The organism is Hymenobacter sp., from assembly GCF_036387835.1.
In the GTDB taxonomy this organism is placed as follows: domain Bacteria; phylum Bacteroidota; class Bacteroidia; order Cytophagales; family Hymenobacteraceae; genus Hymenobacter.
On record NZ_DASVSY010000121.1, the window covers coordinates 11,749 to 32,897 of the forward strand.

General features: G+C 59.1%; 17 protein-coding genes and 2 riboswitches. Of the genes, 15 read left to right on the plus strand and 2 right to left on the minus strand.

The window, feature by feature from the left end; translation table 11 throughout:
- Positions 1-45 precede the first annotated feature (45 nt).
- The 10 genes from VF639_RS23875 (at position 46) to VF639_RS23920 (ending at position 15,856) form a co-directional block, all read left to right on the plus strand.
- Complete coding sequence (locus VF639_RS23875; RefSeq protein WP_331148474.1) at positions 46-1,515, plus strand: lipopolysaccharide biosynthesis protein; 1,470 nt, start codon at positions 46-48, stop codon at positions 1,513-1,515.
- A 199-nt stretch (positions 1,516-1,714) separates the two neighbouring features.
- A riboswitch (SAM riboswitch) is annotated at positions 1,715-1,806 on the plus strand.
- Between the two features lie 329 nt (positions 1,807-2,135).
- Complete coding sequence (locus VF639_RS23880; protein ID WP_331148475.1) at positions 2,136-2,927, plus strand: phosphoadenylyl-sulfate reductase; 792 nt, start codon at positions 2,136-2,138, stop codon at positions 2,925-2,927.
- Between the two features lie 137 nt (positions 2,928-3,064).
- Entirely contained in the window at positions 3,065-3,976 is a 912-nt protein-coding gene (gene cysD / locus VF639_RS23885) for a sulfate adenylyltransferase subunit CysD (RefSeq protein WP_331148476.1), read from the plus strand.
- 84 nt (positions 3,977-4,060) lie between these two features.
- Positions 4,061-5,350 (plus strand): sulfate adenylyltransferase subunit 1, encoded by a 1,290-nt coding sequence (locus VF639_RS23890; RefSeq protein WP_331148477.1) that lies wholly within the window; start codon positions 4,061-4,063, stop codon positions 5,348-5,350.
- Between the two features lie 211 nt (positions 5,351-5,561).
- On the plus strand, positions 5,562-6,365 hold the full coding sequence (cobA, locus tag VF639_RS23895) for a uroporphyrinogen-III C-methyltransferase (RefSeq protein WP_331148478.1): 804 nt from the start codon (positions 5,562-5,564) through the stop codon (positions 6,363-6,365).
- Between the two features lie 113 nt (positions 6,366-6,478).
- Positions 6,479-8,407 carry a diflavin oxidoreductase gene (locus tag VF639_RS23900; RefSeq protein ID WP_331148479.1) on the plus strand — a complete coding sequence of 643 codons (1,929 nt, stop codon included), beginning with the start codon at positions 6,479-6,481 and terminating at the stop codon, positions 8,405-8,407.
- 188 nt (positions 8,408-8,595) lie between these two features.
- Complete coding sequence (locus tag VF639_RS23905) at positions 8,596-11,508, plus strand: TonB-dependent receptor (protein ID WP_331148480.1); 2,913 nt, start codon at positions 8,596-8,598, stop codon at positions 11,506-11,508.
- Positions 11,509-11,687: 179 nt separating this feature from the next.
- Entirely contained in the window at positions 11,688-12,452 is a 765-nt protein-coding gene (locus VF639_RS23910) for a DUF2490 domain-containing protein (RefSeq protein ID WP_331148481.1), read from the plus strand.
- A 5-nt stretch (positions 12,453-12,457) separates the two neighbouring features.
- Complete coding sequence (locus VF639_RS23915) at positions 12,458-14,173, plus strand: NADPH-dependent assimilatory sulfite reductase hemoprotein subunit (RefSeq protein WP_331148482.1); 1,716 nt, start codon at positions 12,458-12,460, stop codon at positions 14,171-14,173.
- Positions 14,174-14,344: 171 nt separating this feature from the next.
- The gene (locus VF639_RS23920; RefSeq protein WP_331148483.1) at positions 14,345-15,856 is read left to right on the plus strand and encodes a TSUP family transporter; all 1,512 of its coding nucleotides are present in this window, start codon (positions 14,345-14,347) and stop codon (positions 15,854-15,856) included.
- A 27-nt stretch (positions 15,857-15,883) separates the two neighbouring features.
- On the opposite strand, the gene VF639_RS23925 is transcribed toward VF639_RS23920, so the two are convergent.
- Positions 15,884-16,546, minus strand: coding sequence for a hypothetical protein (locus VF639_RS23925; protein WP_331148484.1), 663 nt, complete (start codon positions 16,544-16,546; stop codon positions 15,884-15,886).
- A gap of 106 nt (positions 16,547-16,652) precedes the next feature.
- Here VF639_RS23925 and VF639_RS23930 point away from each other — a divergent pair, with 106 nt between their 5' ends.
- Both VF639_RS23930 and VF639_RS23935 read left to right on the plus strand, forming a co-directional pair.
- Positions 16,653-16,913, plus strand: a complete 261-nt coding sequence (locus VF639_RS23930) for an AbrB/MazE/SpoVT family DNA-binding domain-containing protein (protein ID WP_331148485.1) — start codon at positions 16,653-16,655, stop codon at positions 16,911-16,913.
- Entirely contained in the window at positions 16,901-17,233 is a 333-nt protein-coding gene (locus VF639_RS23935; RefSeq protein WP_331148486.1) for a type II toxin-antitoxin system PemK/MazF family toxin, read from the plus strand. Before VF639_RS23930 ends, VF639_RS23935 begins: the two co-directional genes overlap by 13 nt.
- Positions 17,234-17,338: 105 nt before the next feature.
- On the opposite strand, the gene VF639_RS23940 is transcribed toward VF639_RS23935, so the two are convergent.
- Complete coding sequence (locus tag VF639_RS23940; RefSeq protein ID WP_331148487.1) at positions 17,339-18,793, minus strand: amino acid permease; 1,455 nt, start codon at positions 18,791-18,793, stop codon at positions 17,339-17,341.
- Between the two features lie 321 nt (positions 18,794-19,114).
- Positions 19,115-19,226: riboswitch (SAM riboswitch) on the minus strand.
- 353 nt (positions 19,227-19,579) lie between these two features.
- Between VF639_RS23940 and VF639_RS23945 the strand changes: the two genes are divergently transcribed.
- The 3 genes from VF639_RS23945 to VF639_RS23955 all read left to right on the plus strand — a co-directional run bounded on the left by VF639_RS23945 (position 19,580) and on the right by VF639_RS23955 (position 21,117).
- Positions 19,580-19,951, plus strand: coding sequence for a hypothetical protein (locus VF639_RS23945; protein ID WP_331148488.1), 372 nt, complete (start codon positions 19,580-19,582; stop codon positions 19,949-19,951).
- Between the two features lie 10 nt (positions 19,952-19,961).
- The gene (locus VF639_RS23950) at positions 19,962-20,537 is read left to right on the plus strand and encodes an IS630 family transposase (protein ID WP_331148489.1); all 576 of its coding nucleotides are present in this window, start codon (positions 19,962-19,964) and stop codon (positions 20,535-20,537) included.
- Positions 20,538-20,700: 163 nt separating this feature from the next.
- Entirely contained in the window at positions 20,701-21,117 is a 417-nt protein-coding gene (locus VF639_RS23955) for a hypothetical protein (RefSeq protein WP_331148490.1), read from the plus strand.
- The last annotated feature ends 32 nt before the right edge of the window (positions 21,118-21,149 follow it).

The window sequence follows — 21,149 nt, forward strand, 5'->3', positions numbered from 1 at the left end:
GCCAAAGGCTACTTCACTCATTCACCATTTCACTCATTCACTCTCTTGGGCATCGTTCAGCGGCAGGGCCTGCGCAATACCATTATTTCTTACGCGGGCTTGGGCCTAGGCTTCGTGAACACGGTGCTGGTGCTGCCGAAGGTGCTAGAGCCAAAACAGATAGGCTTAACCAGCGTGCTAATGGCGCTGGCTACTATGTTTGCGCAGGTATCAGCGTTTGGGTTTGGCAATATGGGGGTCCGGTTCTTCCCGTATTTCCGCAAGCCAGAAACTGGTCACCACGGGTTTCTGCCGTTTCTTCTAGGAGTGCCGCTGCTTGGATTCGTGCTGATAGCAGTAGTCTACTTCGTGGGCCGGCCGGTGGTCTTGGACTGGTACAAGGAAGATGCTGCCCTACTTGGCCAATACTACATTTGGGGGTTGGTGCTGACCCTGTTTGTCTTGCTGATAAATCTGCAGGACGCCTACCTTAAAGCGCTGTACCACACCGCATTTTCCTCTTTCTTGCAGGAAATAGTACTGCGGCTGCTCGTCACGGCCGGAGCCTTGCTGTTTGCGGGCAACTTCTTTGATTTTCGGGGTTATGTGCTGTGGTACGTAGGGGCTATCAGCATCATAGCTTTGTTGCTCACGGTGTATACAGCCTTCATTGGTGAGTTGCACTTGCAACCTACGGCCGCGGTACTGCGGGTGCGGCCGTTGCGTGAGATGCTGAGCTTCGGGGCGTTTGCATTGCTCGGCAACGTGTCGGGCGTGGTGATTTCCAGCATTGATTCGCTGATGGTGGGCGCCAAGGTGGATTTGGAGGGAGCAGGGATTTACAGCACGGCCTTTTTCATCAGCACGGCGCTGGTACTGCCGTTTCGGGCGCTGTACAAGATTGCCTTCCCGCTATTAGCCGATTACTGGAAAAACAACGACCTGCCACGCATGGCCGACTTCTACCAACGCACCACCCGCCTCAACACCGTGCTTGGCTGCTACCTGGCCCTTGGCATTGCGCTGAATCTGGATTTCATCTACGGCCAAATGAAACCGGCCTACGCCGCCGGCGCTACCGCCGTGCTTGTTCTGCTGGCCGGTCGGCTCTTCGATGGCATTACCGGCCTCAACGGCCTCATCGTCGTCACCTCCCCGCGCTACCGCTACGACCTGATTTTCAACGCTTCCCTGGCCTTGGCTACGGTGCTCATGAACCTGCTTCTGATTCCGCGTATGGGCCTGACGGGGGCAGCCGTGGCAGCGTCGGTGGCGCTGCTAGCCATCAATGTAGCCCGTACCTGGTTTGTGTGGCATAGCTTCGGCTTGCAGCCCTTCGACAGGCGCGTACCGCTTATTCTGCTGCTGGCGGCTGTGGCAGGCCTGGCTGCGTGGCTAGTGCCTTTCGTGCATTCTTTGCTGATTACCATGCTCTTGCGCTCCACGCTACTGACGTTGGTGTACGGCGGCCTGCTGCTGCTCACCAACGCTGAGCCGCAGGTGCGTGAGGTGCTGCAAAAGCTGCTTCGGCGGTGATAGTGCAGGTGTAATTTCTCGCAGTGTATCGGAGTGTAAAAGCGCAGTGTTTTCGCAGTGGCCTGTTGAACGACACCCCGATACACTGCGCTTTTACACCCCGATACACTGCGAGAAACCGCGCTTGCCCGAAATTAAATTTGCAAGTGTAAAATTTCAACCATTACCTTTACACTATCAATTCTCTAATAAAGGATTGTTTTTATACAGAGGCGTGGAGAGACAGGCTCGACGAAACGCCGGCAACCACCGCACACTGCGGAACGGTGCCAACTCCTGACCATATAAAAACAAGTTGCCGTGAAACGCTTCAACATCACTACCGCCTCTTCCGCCGCCTTCTCTGCTTTACAGCATGGGTGTTGTGGCATGGCTAGCCCCGTCTGTATGACCGTGGCTTTTGGTTGCTGTTGTTCGTAGTAGCGCTACCCTCCTCTTTGCTGGTTCGTGCGCTGATTTCGGTGAGCTAGTGCGTCTGCACGCGTAGCTCCGCACCGTTTCCGCACGTCCCGCTTGTTGCCTCCATCTGGTTTTTGCCGCGCCTTCGCGCCGCTAAGCTACCGAGGCCATCCTCCGGCCGGACCCTTGCCAACGCAGCAAACCTCCACTTTCATCTTGTCATGCCCGCAGCCTTTACCGCGTTGGCCGTTCCCGTGCTGGACGACCTACGCCTTCAGCTACCCTCTGCTTCTGCCCTAGAGCGGCTACGCCTCGTAGCTACGCACTTCCCCGAGAAGGCCGTCTTTTCCACTTCCTTTGGTTTGGAAGACCAGATTATCAGCCACTTAATATTCGAGCACCAGCTACCAATTCAGGTGTTCACGCTCGATACCGGCCGCAACTTCCAGGAAACGTATTCCACCTGGAACAAGACCTTGCTCAAATACGGCCAGCCAATAGCGGTGTTTTCGCCGCGCCAGGCAAGCGTGGAAGAACTGCTGCAGACCAAAGGCCCCAACAGTTTCTACGAAAGCATCGACAACCGCAAGGAGTGCTGCTACATCCGCAAGGTGGAGCCGCTGAACCGGGCGCTGGCGGGCCAGGCGGCGTGGGTAACGGGCATCCGGGCCGAACAGTCGCAGAACCGGCAAACTATGGACCCGGTGGAATGGGATGCGGCGCATAACCTCACCAAGATTCACCCGCTCTTCGACTGGACGTGGGAGCAAGCCGTGGACTTCGCCCAAGCCAATGGTATTCCGGTGAACCCGCTGCACCAGCAAGGCTTCGTGAGCATTGGATGCGCGCCGTGCACCCGGGCCATCAAACCCGGCGAAGATTTCCGCGCCGGCCGCTGGTGGTGGGAAGACCTTTCGGCCAAGGAATGCGGCCTGCATTCCACCGCCGCCACCCACCACGACGGCCCTGACCCGGTGGTAGAGCCGGTAATCCAGAGCCAAGCCATTCAATAAAAGAACGTCATGCTGAGCGAAGGCAGAGCCGAAGTCGAAGCATCTCTACCGCAATGGTAATTCAACGAAGCGGTAGAGATGCTTCGACTTCGGCTGCGCCTACGCTCAGCATGACAATACTATTGCAACATCCTCTTATGAGCACCTCCAAATTCGATTATCTCGACCGGCTGGAAGCCGAAGCTATTCACATCCTGCGGGAAGTAGCCGGCCAATTCGAGCGGCCCGCGCTGCTTTTCTCGGGCGGCAAAGACTCTATCGTTCTCACCCGGTTGGCGGAAAAGGCGTTTCGGCCGGGCCGCTTCCCGTTTCCGCTGGTGCACGTCGATACCGGTCATAATTTTCCGGAGGTGCTAGCCTATCGCGACGCGCTGGCCGCGGAGCTAGGCGAAAAGCTGCTAGTGCGCAAAGTGGAAGACACTATCAAGCGGCAGCACCTGCGCGAGCCGGGTGGCAAGTTTCCGAGCCGTAACCCGCTCCAGACCTACACGCTGCTAGAGGTAATCGAGGAGTTCGAATTTGACGCCTGCATTGGCGGTGCGCGCCGCGACGAGGAAAAAGCCCGCGCCAAGGAGCGCATCTTCTCGGTGCGCGACGAGTTCGGGCAGTGGGACCCCAAGCGCCAGCGGCCCGAGCTATGGAACGTGTACAACGGCCGCATCCAGAAAGGCGAAAACGTGCGCGTATTCCCGATTTCCAACTGGACCGAACTGGACGTGTGGCGCTACATCCAGCGCGAAAACATCAACCTGCCTGACATCTACTTCGGCCACGAGCGAACCTGCGTGGTATTGCCAAGCGGCCAACTTCTCGGCTTGTCGGAGCACCTGCAGCTTGACGAGGAAGACGAAATCGTAACCCGGCAAGTGCGCTTCCGCACCGTAGGCGACTCCACCTGCACGGCCGCCGTGGAAAGCGACGCCAGCACCGTGGAAGACATCATCCAGGATCTGCTGCTAGCCAAAGTAAGCGAGCGGGGCGCCACCCGCCTCGACGATAACATCTCGGAAGCCGGCATGGAAGACCGCAAACGCAACGGATACTTTTAGATAGGGAAGTTGTGAAAGGTGAAGTTGGGAATTGTTCCCACGCCTCACCAACACGACGAAGTCACAAATTCACAATTTTACCTCATGGATTTACTTCGATTTATCACGTGTGGCAGCGTCGACGACGGCAAAAGCACGCTAATTGGGCGTCTGCTCTACGACTCCGATTCGGTGTCGCTGGACGTGCTGGCGGCGCTGGAAAACCGGCCGACGGTGCAAGGCACCGTGGATTTGGCTTTGCTGACGGATGGCCTGCGGGCTGAGCGGGAACAGGGCATCACCATTGATGTCGCCTACAAGTATTTCACCACCCCGCGCCGCAAATTCATCATTACCGATGCGCCGGGCCACGTGCAGTACACCCGCAACATGGTAACGGGTGCCAGCAACGCCGACCTCGCCATTGTGCTGGTCGATGCCCGGCAGGGCGTGGTGGAGCAAACGCGCCGCCACACGCTGGTAGCCGCGCTGCTTGGCATTCGCAACTTCGTGCTGGCCGTGAACAAACTGGATTTGGTGGGCTTCGATCAGAACATCTTCGAGCAGATTGCCGCCGACTACGCCGCTCTCACCGACCATTTTCAACTGCCCGCCGCCACGGCCATTCCCCTTAGTGCCCTGCACGGCGACAACGTGGTAAAGCGCTCTACCCGCTTGCCCTGGTACACGGGGCCGAGCTTATTGGAACACCTAGAGAGCGTACCGGCCGCCGTAGAAGTGGCGAATGCTGCGCCGCGCTTTCAGGTGCAGTATGTTATCCGGCCCCAAACCGCCGAACTGCCTGACTACCGCGGCTATGCCGGCCAAATACAGAGCGGTCAGTACCGCCGCGGCGACCGGGTGAAGGTGCTGCCTTCGGGCCTGGAGACGGTGATTGAGGCCATTGAAGTGAATCAGCAGGAAGTGGAAGTTGCTGTGGCGCCGCAAGCCGTGGTGCTGCGCCTGCAAGACGATGTGGATATCAGCCGGGGCGACGCCATCATCCCGGTGGAGCACGTGCCCAACGTCACGCGCGAAATTGAGGCAACGGTTTGCTGGATGAGCGAGCAGCCGCTGTGGCCGGGACGCAAGCTGCTGTTGCAGCATCATGCGGCGGTGGTGAAAGCGGCCGTGCCCGCCATCCTGCACAAAGTAAACGTGCAAACCTTCGCCCGCGGCGCCGCCGACTCCGCTCAACTCAATGATATTGTGCGGCTACGCATCAAAACAGCCGTACCGCTGGCCGTCGACAACTACCACGAAAACCGCGTAACCGGCGCTTTTATTCTCATCGACGAACAAAGCGGCGACACCGTAGCCGCCGGCCTGATTGGCGCCGCCAACGCGGACTACTTCACCGCTCCTTTGGCGCCGCCGGTAGCCTTTTCTATTTGACTTGCCGCAAAAAGAACGTCATGCTCATCTGGCGTCCGCGAAGGCGGAGCCGTAGTCGAAGCATCTCGCTAGGGTGGTAAACTCAATAGCACCACAACGTCAGCACGCGAGATGCTTCGGTTCCTCAGCATGACAGAATTAGTTTGGCAATGTCAGCACGCGAGATGCTTCGGCTGCGCCTCTGCATGACGTTCTTTTTAACATTCACTCCATGTCACTCTCTAAAATTCCTCGTCTCACCGTACTCGGCGCCGGCCCCGGCGACCCGGAGCTACTCACCCTGAAAGGGGCGCGGGTGCTCGGCGAGGCCGACGTTATCCTCTACGATGCGCTGGCTAACAACGACTTGCTGGTCCATGCCCGGCCCGATGCCGTGCTTGTTTTCGTGGGCAAGCGGCGCGGCATGCGCAGCCATAGCCAAGACGAAATCAACGCGCTGATTGTGGACTATGCTCGCCAGTACGGCCACGTGGTGCGGCTGAAAGGCGGTGACCCCTTCGTGTTTGGGCGCGGGCGTGAGGAGATGCTTTACGCCGAGCAACACGGCCTGTTAACCGATTATATACCAGGCATTAGCAGCGCTGTTGCAGCGGCGGGCAGTGTCGGCATTCCGGTTACGCACCGCGGGGCCAGCGAAGGATTTCGGGTGATTACGGCCACCACTGCTACCGGCGAGCTGTCGGGAAGCGTGGCTGAGGCCGCCAGCACGCGCACCACCACCGTCATTCTGATGGGCTTGGGCGAGTTGGCGCGGATTGCGGCGCTGTACTGTCAGCAAGGGCAGGCCGATACACCGGCGGCCATTGTGCAGAATGGAACGTTGCCCCATGCCCGATTGGTAACGGGCACTGTGGCCGAACTGCCGGCGCGGGCTGCCGCCGCGGGCATTGGCGCGCCGGCCATCATCATCATCGGCGAAGTGGTACGGCTGGCTACTTCGCAATCGGAAGTGGCTGACCTCTTGCCTGGTCTGTCGTTTCCGGATTTCGCCGCTGCTTACGCGGAGGTGGCTTAAGTGAACTGTCATTCCGACGCAGGAGGAATCTGAGTTATCCTTCTGCCAATCTCCAGATTCCTCCTGCGTCGGAATGACAGTTCCGTAGCAACCAACGCTTCACTCTGTTACTCATGTCTACTTCCTCTTCTTCGCTACCTCTTGGGCTTGACGACAAGGCACTCAACGAACTGACGGCGAGTCTTTCCAGTCAGCAACTATTGTGGCTCAGCGGCTACCTCTACGGCCGCGCCACCGATGCCGCGCAGACCGGTGCCGTAGCCGGCGCGCAGATACCGGCCGCTGTAGCGACTCCGGTAGCCGCGCCAGTTGCCGCGCCCGCACCAGTTCCGTCGCGCCTTACTATTTTGTACGGCTCGCAGACTGGCAACAGCAAGAAAGTAGCGCTGCAAACCGCGGAAGCGGCCCGGCAGCGCGGGCTGGAGCCGACCGTGCGCGACATGAACGAGTATCCGACCCGCGCGCTGGCTTCGGAGCAGCAGCTATTGGTTATTACCAGCACGCAGGGCGAAGGCGACCCGCCTATTGCTGCCGAAGATTTGCACCAGTTCCTGCTCGGTCCGAGGGCCCCCAAGCTACCAGCGCTACGCTATTCGGTGCTAGCCCTCGGCGACAAAAGCTACCTGCAATTCTGCCAAACCGGTATCGAGTTCGACGAGCGGCTAGCGGCCTTGGGGGCGCAGCGCCTGACGGAGCGCGTCGACTGCGACGTGGAATTTCAGGAATCAGCGGCGCAGTGGGCCGACCGGGTGCTGGACGTGCTGGCGCAGGAAGTGGCCGCTGCTCAAACCAGTCCAAGCACGGGTGCTACCTTGGCGCAGGCCGCGGCTTCTGGTTCGCTTAATGGTGGTAGCCAGGCCGATATAGCCACTTTTCGGGTGGCGGGCAGTCCGGTTTTAACACCAGCACCGGCCGATAAGCCGCTGGTGCAGCACGAGGAAGTACAGCTTGATGCGCCGCTGTTGGAGAAGATTCAACTCAACGGCCGCGGCTCCGGCAAGGAAACTTACCACCTCGAATTCTCGCTCGAAAATTCCGGCCTGTACTACGAACCCGGCGATGCGCTGATGGTGCAGCCTACCAACCGGCCTGAACTGGTGGCAGACGTTATTCGGGCTGCCCGGCTCGATGCCACGGCGCCGGTGCAGCTGAAAGGCGTAGAACTGGATTTGGCAACGGCTCTCACCGAGCGGCTAGAGCTTTCGGTGCTAACGCGCGACGTGCTGGAACGCTACGCTGCCCTGGCGCCGCAATACCCGGCGCTACGTGGGGCACTGCTTGGTACCTCGCAGCTACAAGCCTTCCTGTATGGCCGCGACGTGGTGGATTTGCTTTCACAATTCCCTATCGACCTGTCGGCGCAGCATTTGGCGGCGGTGCTGCGGCCCTTGCCGGCGCGGGCCTACTCCATTGCCAGCAGCTTGCTGGCGCACCCCAACGAAGTACACCTGACCGTGGGCGCCGTGCGCTACGAAGCACACGGCCGCCAAAAGCACGGGGCTTGCTCGGTGTACCAGGCCGACCACCTCGCCATCGGCGACACAGCGCGGGTGTGGGTGGACCGCAACGAGTACTTCAAGCTGCCGCAGAATTCGGCTACTGACATTATCATGGTGGGTCCGGGGACGGGCGTGGCGCCGTTTCGCTCATTTGTGGCCGAGCGGGCTGAGTCGGGGGCTACGGGGCGCAACTGGCTGGTGTTTGGCAACCCCGAATTCACCACCGATTTCCTCTACCAAACCGAGTGGCAGCAACACCTCAAGCAAGGCACCCTGCACCGCCTGGATTTGGCCTTCTCCCGCGACCAAGCCGAGAAAGTCTACGTGCAGCACCGCCTACTGGAGCAAGCGCCGCAGGTATTCAAGTGGCTGGAAGACGGCGCTTACTTCTACGTCTGCGGCGACAAAACCCGCATGGCCGCCGATGTGCGCAAGGCCCTGCTGACCATCATCGAGCAGCAAAGCGGCCAGGATGCAGAATATGCCGCTGACTATTTGAAGCAGCTGAAAAAGCAGCGCCGCTACCTAGAAGACGTGTATTGAGCCGGTAGCGCGGAAATCCGTTCCGCGACGAGCGGAGCGAGTTCCTACGCGGTAGCGCAAATGGCGCGGTTTAGCATACTCGCTCCGCTCGTCGCGGAACGGAAGCCACAGGATTTCCGCGCTACAGCCGCGCTACGGACTACCCTACTTCCACTTTACCTCTCTTTCCAATCCACACTAACCTTAACATGAAAGCACACTACGCTTCTTACTTAATCGTGCCGGCTCTGGCTTTCGGCAGCGCAACCCCGGCCCGTGCCCAAACCGAGCTGATTGCCATTAGCGGGGAGGTGCGCGAGAAGAGCACCAACGAGCCGTTGCCGGGCGTGAGCGTGAATGTGAAAGGCGGCACTGTGGGCACCCAAACGGATGCCACCGGTAAGTTTGAGTTGCAAGCCAAGCTGCAATACCCGTTCGTGCTCGTGTTCAACGCGCTTGGGCACGATAAGCGCGAAATTGAAATTGCCCGCGGCAGCCGGCGCATTGCCGTGTCGCTGGACTCGCGCGAAATCATCACCAACGAAGTGGTGGTGTCGGCGTCGCGGGTGGAGGAAAGCCGGTTGAAGTCGCCGGTGGCTATTGAGAAGCTGGACATCCGGGCTATAAAGGAAACGCCGGCGCCGAGCTTTTATGATGCGCTGGAGAATGTGAAGGGCGTGCAGATGACGACGTCGAGCCTCACGTTTAAAGTGCCCAACACGCGCGGCTTCAATATTCCCAACAACTTCCGCTTCATGCAGCTCGTGGACGGCGTAGACATGCAGGCCGCCACCTTAGGCGTGCCGCTCGGCAACGCCATCGGCCCGACGGAACTCGATATTGCCAGCGTGGAAATCACGCCCGGCGCGGCCTCGGCGCTGTACGGCATGAACGCCATCAACGGCATGGCCAACCTTACCACTAAGAGTCCCTTCACCTACCAGGGCCTCAGCGTATACCAGAAAGTGGGCGTCAACCATGTGGATGGCATTGACCGGGACCCGAGCGTGCTGACGGAAACGGCGGTTCGGTACGCACAGGCGTTCAACAACAAGTTTGCCTTTAAGGTGAACCTCGACTTTATGCGCGGCACTGACTGGCTGGCCAATACCCAAAACGACCAGAACCCGCAGAACTTGAGCTCGGCCAACCCGCGCTTCCCCGAGCTGAGCGGCGCCAACAACCCCGCCGCCGACCTCTGGAACCGCTACGGCGACGACAACGCCGGCAACGTGGCCATCACTATCCCCTACAACGGCCGCAACGAAACCTTCAACGTGCGCCGCACCGGCTACTACGAGCGGGACCTGACCAACCCTATCGTGCGCAACATCAAGGCCGATGCCAGTTTGCACTACAAGCTCACCGATAAGCTGGAACTGAGCTACGGCTACCGGTTTGGGCTGATGGATGGCGTGTTTCAGCGCGGCAACAAGATTCAGCTCGACGGCGTGACGGTGCAAAACCACAAAGTGGAATTGAAAAGCCAGGATTTCACGGCCCGCGCCTACATGCTGATCGAGGACACGGGTGATTCGTTTAACCTTAATCCGCTGGCGCTCAACCTCGACCTGCAAAACGGGGCCACCGGTATCACGCAGGCGGGCACGAGTTGGGGCGACAAGTTTCGGCGGGAGATGCTGAGCCAGGTGAACGGCGGGGCCGCGCTGCCGGTGGCTATGCAGCAGGCCCGCGTGGTAGCCGATGCCGGCCGCGCCATTCCTGGTACGGCGGCCTTCAACGACCTGAAAAACACCATCATCCACACCAACAATTGGGATAGTGGCGTGAACGTGCCGGGGGCGCCCATTCCGGGCGGCGCGGCCCTCACGCAGCGCAGCCACACCTACCACGGCGAAACGCTCTGGAACGTGGGCCAGCGCATCCGATTTGCCGATGTGCTGGTGGGTGCCGATGCCCGCGTGTACGAGGTGATTCCAGATGGCAACAACTTCGTGGATTTCAGCCGCCCGCTGGCCGACCGGATTCAGCCGGGCGGTAACAACCAGTACTACAAGAAGTTCGGGGGCTTCGTGCAGGCCACCAAGCTGCTGCTGCAAGACCGCCTGAAGCTGACCGCCTCGCTGCGCGCCGATTACAACCCCGAGTTCGACCCCAAGCTGAACCCGCGGGTGGCCGCCGTGTACACGCTGGCCGAGAAACACAACTTTCGGGCTTCCTACCAGAACGGCTGGCGTTTCCCGTCGCTGTTCGAGGCCTTGTCGTTTGTGAACAACGGCAACGTGCGCCGCGTGGGCGGTCTGGCCCGCGTGAACGAAGGCCTCAACTACCTTGACAACTCTTACACGCTGGCGTCTATTTCCACTTTCAACGCCGCCGTGAATGCCTACGTAGCCGCCAACGGGGGCACGGCTCCGCAGGCGGCGGTACGGCCCGAAATCCGGGAGTTGCTGCAAGTCGGCAACCTGCCCACCGAGCAGCCCGAACAAATCAACGCCTACGAGGTGGGCTACCGCAGCGTATTGTTCGACAACCGCTTATCCATTGATGCCGACGCGTACTACAACATCTACTCCGGCTTCTTAGGCCAGGTGGAAGTAAGCGTGCCCAAAAACGCCAGCGGCCAGCAAGTGCAAGTCGGCTCGGATGATGCCGTGCTGGCAGCCCTGGCCACCAACCGCTCGGCCCGCCAGGACCGGTACCGCGTCTACACCAACGCCCTCAACGACTACCATAGCTACGGCTCCACCTTGGGTTTGACTTACAATTTCTACCAGAAATTCACCGTCGGCGGCAACGTCAACTACAACAATATCTCCGCCAACGACCAGTCCGACATCTTCGTGACGGGCTTCAACACCCCCAAGTGGGCCACCAACCTGAGCTTCGGCAACCGCGAAGTGGTGCGCAACCTCGGTTTCAACGTGGTGTGGCGCCGCCAGAGCAGCTTCTATTGGGAAAGTCCGCTGGCCAACGGCCGGGTGCCGGCCTACCAAACCGTGGACGCCCAAGTGAACCTGCGGGTGCCTGCCCTGAAAACCACCATCAAGCTCGGCGGCGCTAACCTGCTCAACAACCGCTACATCCAATACGCCGCCGGCCCAACCATCGGCGGGTTGTACTATGTAGCCTTGACTTTCGATAACACGGTAATCCGCTAGTTGCCTCACCCCCTAACCCCCTCTCCGAAAAGGAGAGGGGGAACTAGTTCTAGAAACCGCCTTTAGATAGCTACAACTAGAGCCCCTCTCCTTTTCATTCCGCGCATCAAGCGGCGTAGGGGTTGGGGTGAGGCGACTAGAGCTAGCAACCCATAGGATTTGAATTCACTACCCGAACAATGAAACGCCTCTTCTTCCTGCTTCCTTTCTTCCTAATCGCGCTGCCGTTGCGGGCACAGAAGCAGTATGTGCGGGAGCAGCAGACGTGGGTGGGGTATTTCAACCAAACCCGGTTTACGCCGCGGTGGGGCACCTGGACCGATTTGCAACTGCGCCTGCACGAGAGGTTTGTGCAAGACCTGTTTCAGGGCGTGGCGCGGGTAGGGCTGACGTATTATCTGACCGATGATGTACGGCTGACGGGTGGCTACGCCTACGTGCACCACTTTCCGGACGGGGCGCGCACCGTGGGCCAGCCCGAGCACCGGCCGTGGCAGCAGGTGCAGTGGTTTACGCGCTTCCCGAAGGCCCGCCTGATGCAATGGGTGCGACTGGAACAACGGTTTCGCAACACCATCCGCGAAAACCAACAAACCTCCGACTACGATTTCAACTGGCGGACCCGCTACAATGCGGCGCTGTTCCTGCCGCTCACCAAGCGTGGTTTCGACCCCGGTGGGGTGCAATTTCTGCTCAACAACGAGGTGATGATGAATTTCGGCAAGGAGATTCGCTACAACTACTTCGACCAGAACCGCCTGTTTGCCGGGCTGGTGTACCAGGCCAGCAAGCACGGACAACTGCACGCCGGCTATATGCATCTGTTTCAGCAGCTTCCGGCGGGCAGTACCTACCGCAACCAGCACACCATCCGGGTGTTCTACTTTCATACCCTCGACCTGCGGCCGACCCCGCCGCCGGCTCCACTTCCCGCTTCGCACTAACGATTATGGCTGATACTCCGCTTAAACTCTCCGAAGTCGAACACGTCAAGGACGGCAGCAACTACCTGCGCGGCACCCTGGCCGACAGCCTCGTCAACCCGATTACGGGCGCGCTGAACCCGGACGATACCCACCTCATCAAGTTCCACGGCTCCTACCAGCAAACCGACCGGGACCTGGATTCCGAGCGCAAGCGCCAGAAGCTGGAGCCGCTCTACTCGCTCATGATTCGGGTGCGGGTGCCGGGCGGCATTGCCACATCGGCGCAGTGGCGGCGCATGGACGAGCTATCGAAGCAATACGGCAACGACACGCTCAAGCTCACCACCCGCCAGACGTTTCAGCTGCACGGCGTGCTCAAGCGCAACCTCAAAAAAACCATTCACGGCTTCAACCAAGCCCTGATGGACAGCATTGCGGGCTGCGGCGACGTGAACCGCAACGTGATGTGCAACCCCAACCCCTACCAATCCAAGGTGCACGCCGAGGTGTACGAGGTATCGCGCCAGATTAGTGACCGCCTCACGCCGCGTACCTCGGCGTATTGGGAGCTGTGGCTCGATGGCGAGCAGCAGCACATCAGCGCGCCCAATGAGGGCGAGGAAGACGCCGAACCGATTTACGGCAAAACCTACCTGCCGCGCAAGTTCAAGATTGCGCTGGCCGTGCCCCCGCACAACGACACCGACATTTTCTCCAACGACGTCGGCCTGATTGCCATCGAGAAGAAGGGCCAGCTGCTCGGCTTCAACGTGGCCATTGGCGGCGGCATGGGCATGACCTTCGGCATGCCCGACACCTACCCGCGCCTGGCCGACGTCATCGGTTTCGTGCCCGCCGATAAGGTGGTAGACGTGTGCGAGAAAATTCTGACCATTCAGCGAGATTGGGGCAACCGGGAAAACCGCAAGTTTTCGCGGTTGAAGTACACCCTCGACCGAGTAGGATTAGACGTGTTCCGGGAAGAGCTAAACAAACGCCTAGGCTTCGACTTGGAACTCGGCCGCGCTTACAAGTTCGAAAGCTCCGGCGACGCCTTCGGCTGGAGCACCGGCTCCGATGGCGCGCAGCACCTCACGCTGTTCATCGAAGGTGGCCGCGTGGCCGATCGGCCCGGTCATACCCTCAAAACCGCCTTGCGCGAAATAGCCGCCTTCCATACCGGCGACTTCCGCCTCACCGGCAACCAAAACCTGATTCTGGCCAACGTGGCGCCCGAGCACAAGCTCACCATCCAGGCCCTGCTCACCGAGCACGGCGTGGTAGTGACCGGCAACAACCTGTCGGGGCTGCGGCGCGGGGCGCTGGCGTGCGTGGCCCTGAACACCTGCTCGCTGGCTTTTGCGGAGGCCGAGCGCTATCTTCCGCAACTTCTTGACCGATTGGAAGATATTCTGAAAACCTATAACTTAACCGAAGATGATATTTTGCTGCGGATGACGGGGTGCCCCAACGGCTGCGCCCGCCCCTACTTAGGGGAAATAGGGTTGGTGGGGAAATCGGTAGGACGCTACAACTTGTATTTAGGAGCCGCTTTCAACGGCAACCGACTCAACAAACTCTACAAGGAAATGCTGGATGAAGACGGTATCGTGCAGGAGCTGACGCCCTTATTCGCCGACTACGCCGAAAACCGCCAGCCCCTGGAGCGGTTCGGTGATTTCACTGTCCGCCGCGGCTACGTGCAAGCCACCACGCACGGCTTGAACTTTCACCAGTAGCGCCTCACCCCCTAGCCCCCTCTCCGGAAAGGAGAACTAGCTCTAAAGGATAAATTTCAACTTGAACAGCTAGACTAGAACACTAGAGCTAGTTCCCCCTCTCCCCTAGGAGAGGGGGCTAGGGGGTGAGGCCCCCGCCCGCGCCGTAACCAAAGCACCAAGCACTAAAAAATGCCCTCTTCCAACAACCCCGTGACACAGCCCCGCTCCGAACCGCCACCAACGGGAGCGAACCGACTGTTTCCCATCTTTCTGAAGCTGGAGCAGCTGCACGTGCTGCTGGTAGGCGGCGGCAATGTGGGCCTGGAAAAGCTGGCCGCCCTACTTAGCAATAGCCCGGCCGCCGCCGTAACGGTGGTAGCCACCCGCTTTCTGCCCGAAGTGCAGGAACTGGCCGCCCGCCACCCGGCCGTGTTGCTGCGCGAAGGACCGTACCAGATTACCGACCTCGTCGGCCACGACCTGGTGATTGTCGCCACCGATGACAAGGCTCTGAATCTGACCATCAAGGCCGATGCCACCCGGCAGCGCCTGCTCTGCAACGTGGCCGACACGCCCGATGCCTGCGACTTCTACCTCGGCTCCATCGTGCAGAAAGGCGACCTCAAAATAGCCATCAGCACCAACGGCAAGTCGCCGACCATTGCCAAGCGGCTGCGCGAAATGCTGAGCACCGCCCTCCCCGACGAGCTGAATGAGGTGCTCCAACGCATGTCCTCGATCCGGGAGCAAGTGGGCGGCGACTTCGCCAACAAGGTGAAGTCGCTGAACGCCGTAACGGCCGAGCTAACCGGCGGCCCCGCGTATGAGTCGCCGGCGGCGCGGATGTGGCGGCGGCGGGCTACCATGTCGCTGCTGGCGTTTATGGGCATCATCCTGCTCAACATCGTCTCCTACTATGTCACCTGGCAGCAGGCGTGGGAGGTAGCCAGCAACGCCGACACGTTCTATATTTTCGTGGCTATCGGCTTCGGGGCGCAGCTTGTTGACGGCCTCTTGGGCATGGGCTACGGGGTGATTACAGCTATTAGCTTGATGAGTTTGAATATTGCGCCGGCAGCAGTTAGTGCCAGTATTCACACGGCCGAAATGTTTGCCAGCGGCGCCTCCGGCTACCACCACTACCGGTTCGGCAACGTCAACAAGAAGCTGTTCAAGGTATTGCTGATTCCGGGCGTATTGGGAGCCATCACGGGCGCGTATCTGCTCTCCAAGTTCGGGGAGGAATATGCGGGGTACGTGAAGCCCCTGCTGGCGGTGTACCTGCTGCTGCTCGGCACCCGCATCTTGGTCAAAGCGTTCCGCAAAGCCGGGCCGCGCAAGAAACACAAGAAGCTCGGGTTGCTGGCCGCAGCCGGCGGCTTCCTCGATTCGTTTGGCGGTGGTGGTTGGGGTCCGTTGGTGACCAGCACACTTATTTCGGGCGGCCGCACGCCGCAGTACGTTATTGGTTCGGTGAGCGTCACCGAGTTTTTCGTCACGTTTGCCAGCGCCGTCACGTTTTTCGCCACCCTCGGTATTTCGCACTGGCAGATTATCCTTGGCCTAATTGTAGGTGGCATTGCCGCCGCACCTTTCGCAGCCCGCCTCGCCGGCCGCATTCCGGTGCGCTGGATGTTTGTAGGCGTGGGCTTAATGGTGATTGTGTGGAGCCTGTGGGCACTGCGGAAGGTGTTTGTGTAGCGTGGGCTCGTTTTGATGAAGGCCTTCTTATTTGCTCTGTGTCCAGTAGTGGGTAATAAGGTCGTGGTAACGTCCAGCAAAATCGTCTTGGCCGTTATGCATGAATTCTTCCGCGACGCGCAGAACGCTCGGATACAGGGGTTCAAAATCGTGGGCATCTAGTCGGGTGTCAAACCACGGCCGAAGCGGACTCATGTCCATCAAGGCCACCATGGCCCAGTATCTCACTGACGCTTCGGTGTCCTCCAACAAGTAAGTAAATAGGGAAAGTACCAGCGTTGCCTGCGTGTGGACATGTTTGTTTTTGCCCAATGCAAACATATACGCCGTTCGGTGGTCCGAGCTTGGCGCCTGCTCGATGGCTTCGCGTAGCGCCGGGACCGTCGCAGGACCTGTGACGCTCAAGGCCCAGGTGGCGCGATCCGAAATCGGAGGAGATTGGTTCAGGAGTTTGCTCAGTAGCAAGGGAAACAGCCGGGGCGCATCTGCCGGCAGCAAACTATGAAACTGCTTAATTAAAGCGTCCAGACACCAGAAAGTAATTTGGTCGTCGCTTGTGCTTGCCAGAGTGTCTACTACTAATTGGTAGGCGATAGGATTGCCTGCTACCGCCGCTAATTCAGCAAATGCCTGTGTTCGTTCATCACCGTTCGCATGAGCAACCCGCTCCAGCACTTCATAAGTTATCATAAGCAACAGGGGGAATAAAAGAGCCGCTCACGAACGTACTGCTTTCAGGAAGATAAAACCATCAATGCCGCGCAAATGTAAGTACATTGTACTTACATTTGCGTTCATGAACACGCGCCTGATTCGGGTGGGCAATTCTCAGGGGATTGTGCTGCCCAAGAAATTACTGCAACAATACCACCTCGTTGGCGAGGTCGACCTGCAGCCCACGCCCGAGGGCTTGCTCATCAAGCCAGTCAGTAAGCCCCGACGCGAGGGCTGGAACGAGCGTTTTCAGTTGGCTGTTGCCAAGGGCCAGACCCCGGAGGGCGAGCTGCTAGAGGGCTTTGCCGATGATGCCTTTGAGGAAACGGAATGGCAGTGGTAGCCGTACAGCGCTTCGAAGTGTGGCTGGTGAACCTCGACCCGACACAGGGCAGCGAAATCAACAAGACCCGCCCCTGCTTGGTGCTCTCGCCCGACGAGATGAATCGCCATCTGCGCACGGCCACCATTGCGGCCCTGACCAGCACCCGGCGCGACTATCCCTCCCGGGTGGAGTGTACCTTTCAGGGCAAAGAGGGCCAGGTAGCCCTCGACCACATTCGGTCAGTAGACAAAACCCGCCTGGTGCGCCGCTTGGGCGTGCTGCCCAAAGCCACGGCGCAAGCAGTATGTAACCTCCTGCAAGAGATATTCCAACATTAAGCAGGACATATTAACAAACTTTAAATCAGTGTAAACCACAACGCCCTGGCCTTAGATGACCGGGGCGTTGTGGTTTCCGCCAGGCAGCAACAGCTGAAGCTTATGCTATTGATTGTTGCCTTCCTGCGCCTGCCGCAGCTTGCTGTGTTTCTTGCCGTAGCCGTAGTAGATGGCCAGGCCGATAGCCAGCCACACCGCCAGCCGCAGCCAGGTTTCCCACGGCAACGACACCATCATTACCAGGCAGGTCAGGATGCCGAGGATGGGCACTACGGGCACCCACGGCGTGCGGAACCCACGTGGGGCGTTCGGCTCTTTTTTGCGCATGATGAGGATGCCGAGGCACACCATCACGAAGGCCAGCAGCGTACCGATACTGGTCATTTCGCCGACCACCGAAATGGGCACGAAGCCGGCAAACAGGGCAATGAACAAGCCGAGCAGCAAGTTGGATTGCAGCGGCGTGCGGAATTTGGGGTGAATCTGGCTGAAAACCGGCGGCAGCAAACCGTCTTTGGCCATCGAGAAAAACACCCGACTTTGGCCCAACAGATCCACCAGAATAACCGAGGTGTACCCAATGATAATGGCCAGAATGACGGCCGCCGACAACCAGGCATACGGCGTTTTCTCGATGGCAATGGCCACGGGCGCGGCGCTGTTCTTGAACTCGGTGTAGTTGGCTAACCCCGTCAAGACGTGGCCAAACAGCACGAACAGCACGGTGCAAATCAGCAGGGAGCCGATGATGCCGATGGGCATGTTGCGCTGCGGATTCTTGGTTTCCTGCGCCATGGTGGCCACGATGTCGAAGCCGATGAACACGAAAAAGATAACGCCGGCCCCGCGCAGAATTCCGCTCCACCCAAACTCCCCGAAGGTGCCGGTATTGGCTGGAATGTAGGGTTGGTAGTTAGCCGGGTCAATGTACTGCCAGCCCAGGGCAATGAACACCAGCACCACCGATACTTTCAGCGTGACTACCAGCGTGTTGAACCAGGCCGAACCCTCGGTGCCCCGGACAATAATGGCCGTTATAGCCAGCACAATCAGCATGGCCGGCACATTCACGAAACCGTGCACGGTGGTGCCATCCACCAGCGTAGTGGTTTCAAATGGCGACATAACGAGCTGCGCCGGAATGTGCAGGTTGTACTTGCCAAGAAACTTCACCAGATACTGCGACCAGCTAATGGCCACCGTAGCCGCCCCCACCGAATACTCCAGCACCAAATCCCACCCGATAATCCAGGCAAACAGCTCGCCCATGGTGGCGTAGGCATAGGTATACGCCGACCCCGACACCGGCACCATGGAGGCAAACTCGGCGTAGCACAGCGCCGAAAACGCGCAGCCAATAGCTGCCACCACAAAGGAAAGCGTAACGGCTGGCCCGGTGTTGTTGGCGGCAGCAATACCGGTGAGCGAGAACAGGCCCGCCCCGATAATGACCCCAATGCCGATGGTAATCAGGTTGAAGCCGTTCAGGCTTCGTTTCAGCGTGTGAGAACCGGTTTCGGCAGCTTCCAGCCGCAGCAGTTCCAAGGATTTTTTAAGCATAAAAAGAAGTAACGCGAAGCTCCGCTTCGCGAGGTGTTGAACAGTGGCTCTGACTTAGGCGAAACGCAGCATTCCAAGCCCGAAAGACTTTTCGATACCAGAGTCCGGCAGCACCAGAACAAAAAACGTGTACGTGAAAAGCCGTTTGTGGCGCTGTGCTCCATCCCTATGGAAGCAGCCAACGGCTGTTTTTCCAGTGTAAACCGTTGTTCAGCAACAACAACCCGCGTTACAACAAGCCCATTGCAGGCCCGCTGGCCCGGCCAATGTAGCAGCAACAATAGAAAGCGGGGTGGTCAGTGAATGAGGCACGGCAACTTGTTTTTATAGAGCCAGAGAGTGAATCCGCTGGCCTTCGGTTGGCACCGTTCCGGTTGTTCCGGGGGTTGCCGGCGCGTCTTAGAGCCTGTCTCTCAGCGCCTCTGTATAAAAACAATCCTTCGTCGGTAAAGAATTGGTGCCGCAAAGGTAAGTCCACCCGCCGCGTATTCACAAGCCAGCATCTATATCGTAACCATCAGACCGCAGCAGGGGCCGCATTAAGTCAGGAACCGAAGTACGTAGCGTGCTGGCGTTGTGACACTAACCATCATGCTGAACGAAGTGCAAAAAAGCCCAAGCATCTCAATAGGCCTCCAACGGGATGAAAGCCCGTGAAATTCTTCTCCGCTATCAATAGTGCGGCCCGATGTTACTGCACCCTAGAGGTTAAATGGCAGGATTGACTTTTTATAGCGGTTTCGCGAACCGTTTAGCTGTTTGGTGAGGCTGTTCGTATAGGCACAGATGCAACCTTACTCGCTTGATCTGCGCACGCGCGTGGCGGCGGCCTGCCACGAACCCGGTGCTCGTAAAGCAGCGGTAGCCCAGCGTTTTGGTGTCAGCCGCGCCTTTATCACCCTGTTGCTGCGCCAGCAGCGGGAGACCGGCTCCTTGGCCCCCAAGCCGGCCAACGGCGGGCCCGCGCGCCTGCTCTCGGCCGACGACCAGGCCTGGCTGGTGGACTACGTGGGCCAGCACGCCGACGCCACGTTGGCTGAGTTGAACGACGCCTGGCGGGCCCACTCGGGCCGGCCCGTGGGCCGGACCTGTCTCTGGAACGTGCTCCGGGAGCACGGCCTACGCCGCAAAAAAAAGCCTGCACGCCACCGAGCGTGAGACACCCCGTGTGGTGGCGGCGCGGGCGGCGCACGTCGAAACCGTCTGCTCCCGCCCCGACGTGGCCCGCTTCCATTTTCTCGACGAGACAGCTCTACGCCTGGATTACACCCGCCGCTATGCCTGGGCTGGCGGGGGCCAGCGCGTAGGCGGAGCCGTGCCGCTCACCCGTGGCCAGTCATTGACGGTGATGGGGGCGCTGTCGGTGGACGGGCTCGGGGCCGTGCAAGTGCTCGAAGGGGCCCTGACCCAGCAGCGCTTTGCCTGGTATCTGACCGCGTGCCTGGCCCCGACCCTGCGGCGGGGCGATGTGCTGGTGCTCGACAACGCCTCGGCCCATAAGCTCGACGGAGTAAAGCAGTGGCTGGCTGAGCGGGGTGTGGAGTTGCTGTTTCTGCCCCCCTACTCGCCCGATCTGACGCCCATTGAGCAGGCTTGGAGCAAGCTGAAAACCAAGCTGCGAGCGGCCCAGGCCCGCACCCGCCAAGCGCTGGAGTTGGCCTTACAGGAGGCCATTGACTGGATTAGCAGCCTAGATGCGCGCGCCTGGTTTAACCACTGCGGCTACCACATCAACAAGAACTAGAAACTAAATCAATGGTTCGCGAAACTGCTATAATTTTCCTGATAATTATCTCCTGCATGAATATTGGCATCTGAGTTGTCTACACTCTTATAAGAAGCTAAAACTCCGCTTCACATATTCTTCAGCTGTCTCTCTGAAATTCGATAATTCAACTATGACTCCCATGAAAAAGACTTTTGTTCTGCTCGCTGCTTTCTTGTTTTCCGCTGGTGTTGCCTCGGCCCAAACTGCGCCAGCTAAAGCGAAATCCAAAACCGAGCAATCGGCCAAGACCAAGAAAACACCCGAGCAAAAAGCGCAGCACACCGCGCAGAAAATGGCTGCAACGCTCAGTTTGAGCGCCGCCCAAACCGAGCAGATCCGCCAACTAGACCTGGCCCGCCAGAAAGAAATGCAAGCCAAACAAGCTACGCTGGCCACCGCCGACAAAGCCAAACAGCACGAGGCAAAGCGCGCCAGCAAAGAGCAGTATGAGGCTCAGCTCAAGAAAATTTTAAGCACCGAGCAGTATGCCAAATACACGCAGCTGCGCGCCGAAAAAGCCAATAAGCAGAAGGCCAACGGCAAAATGAAAAGCTAGCCTGTTATCAGGTACTGAGACGTTAGTATTGA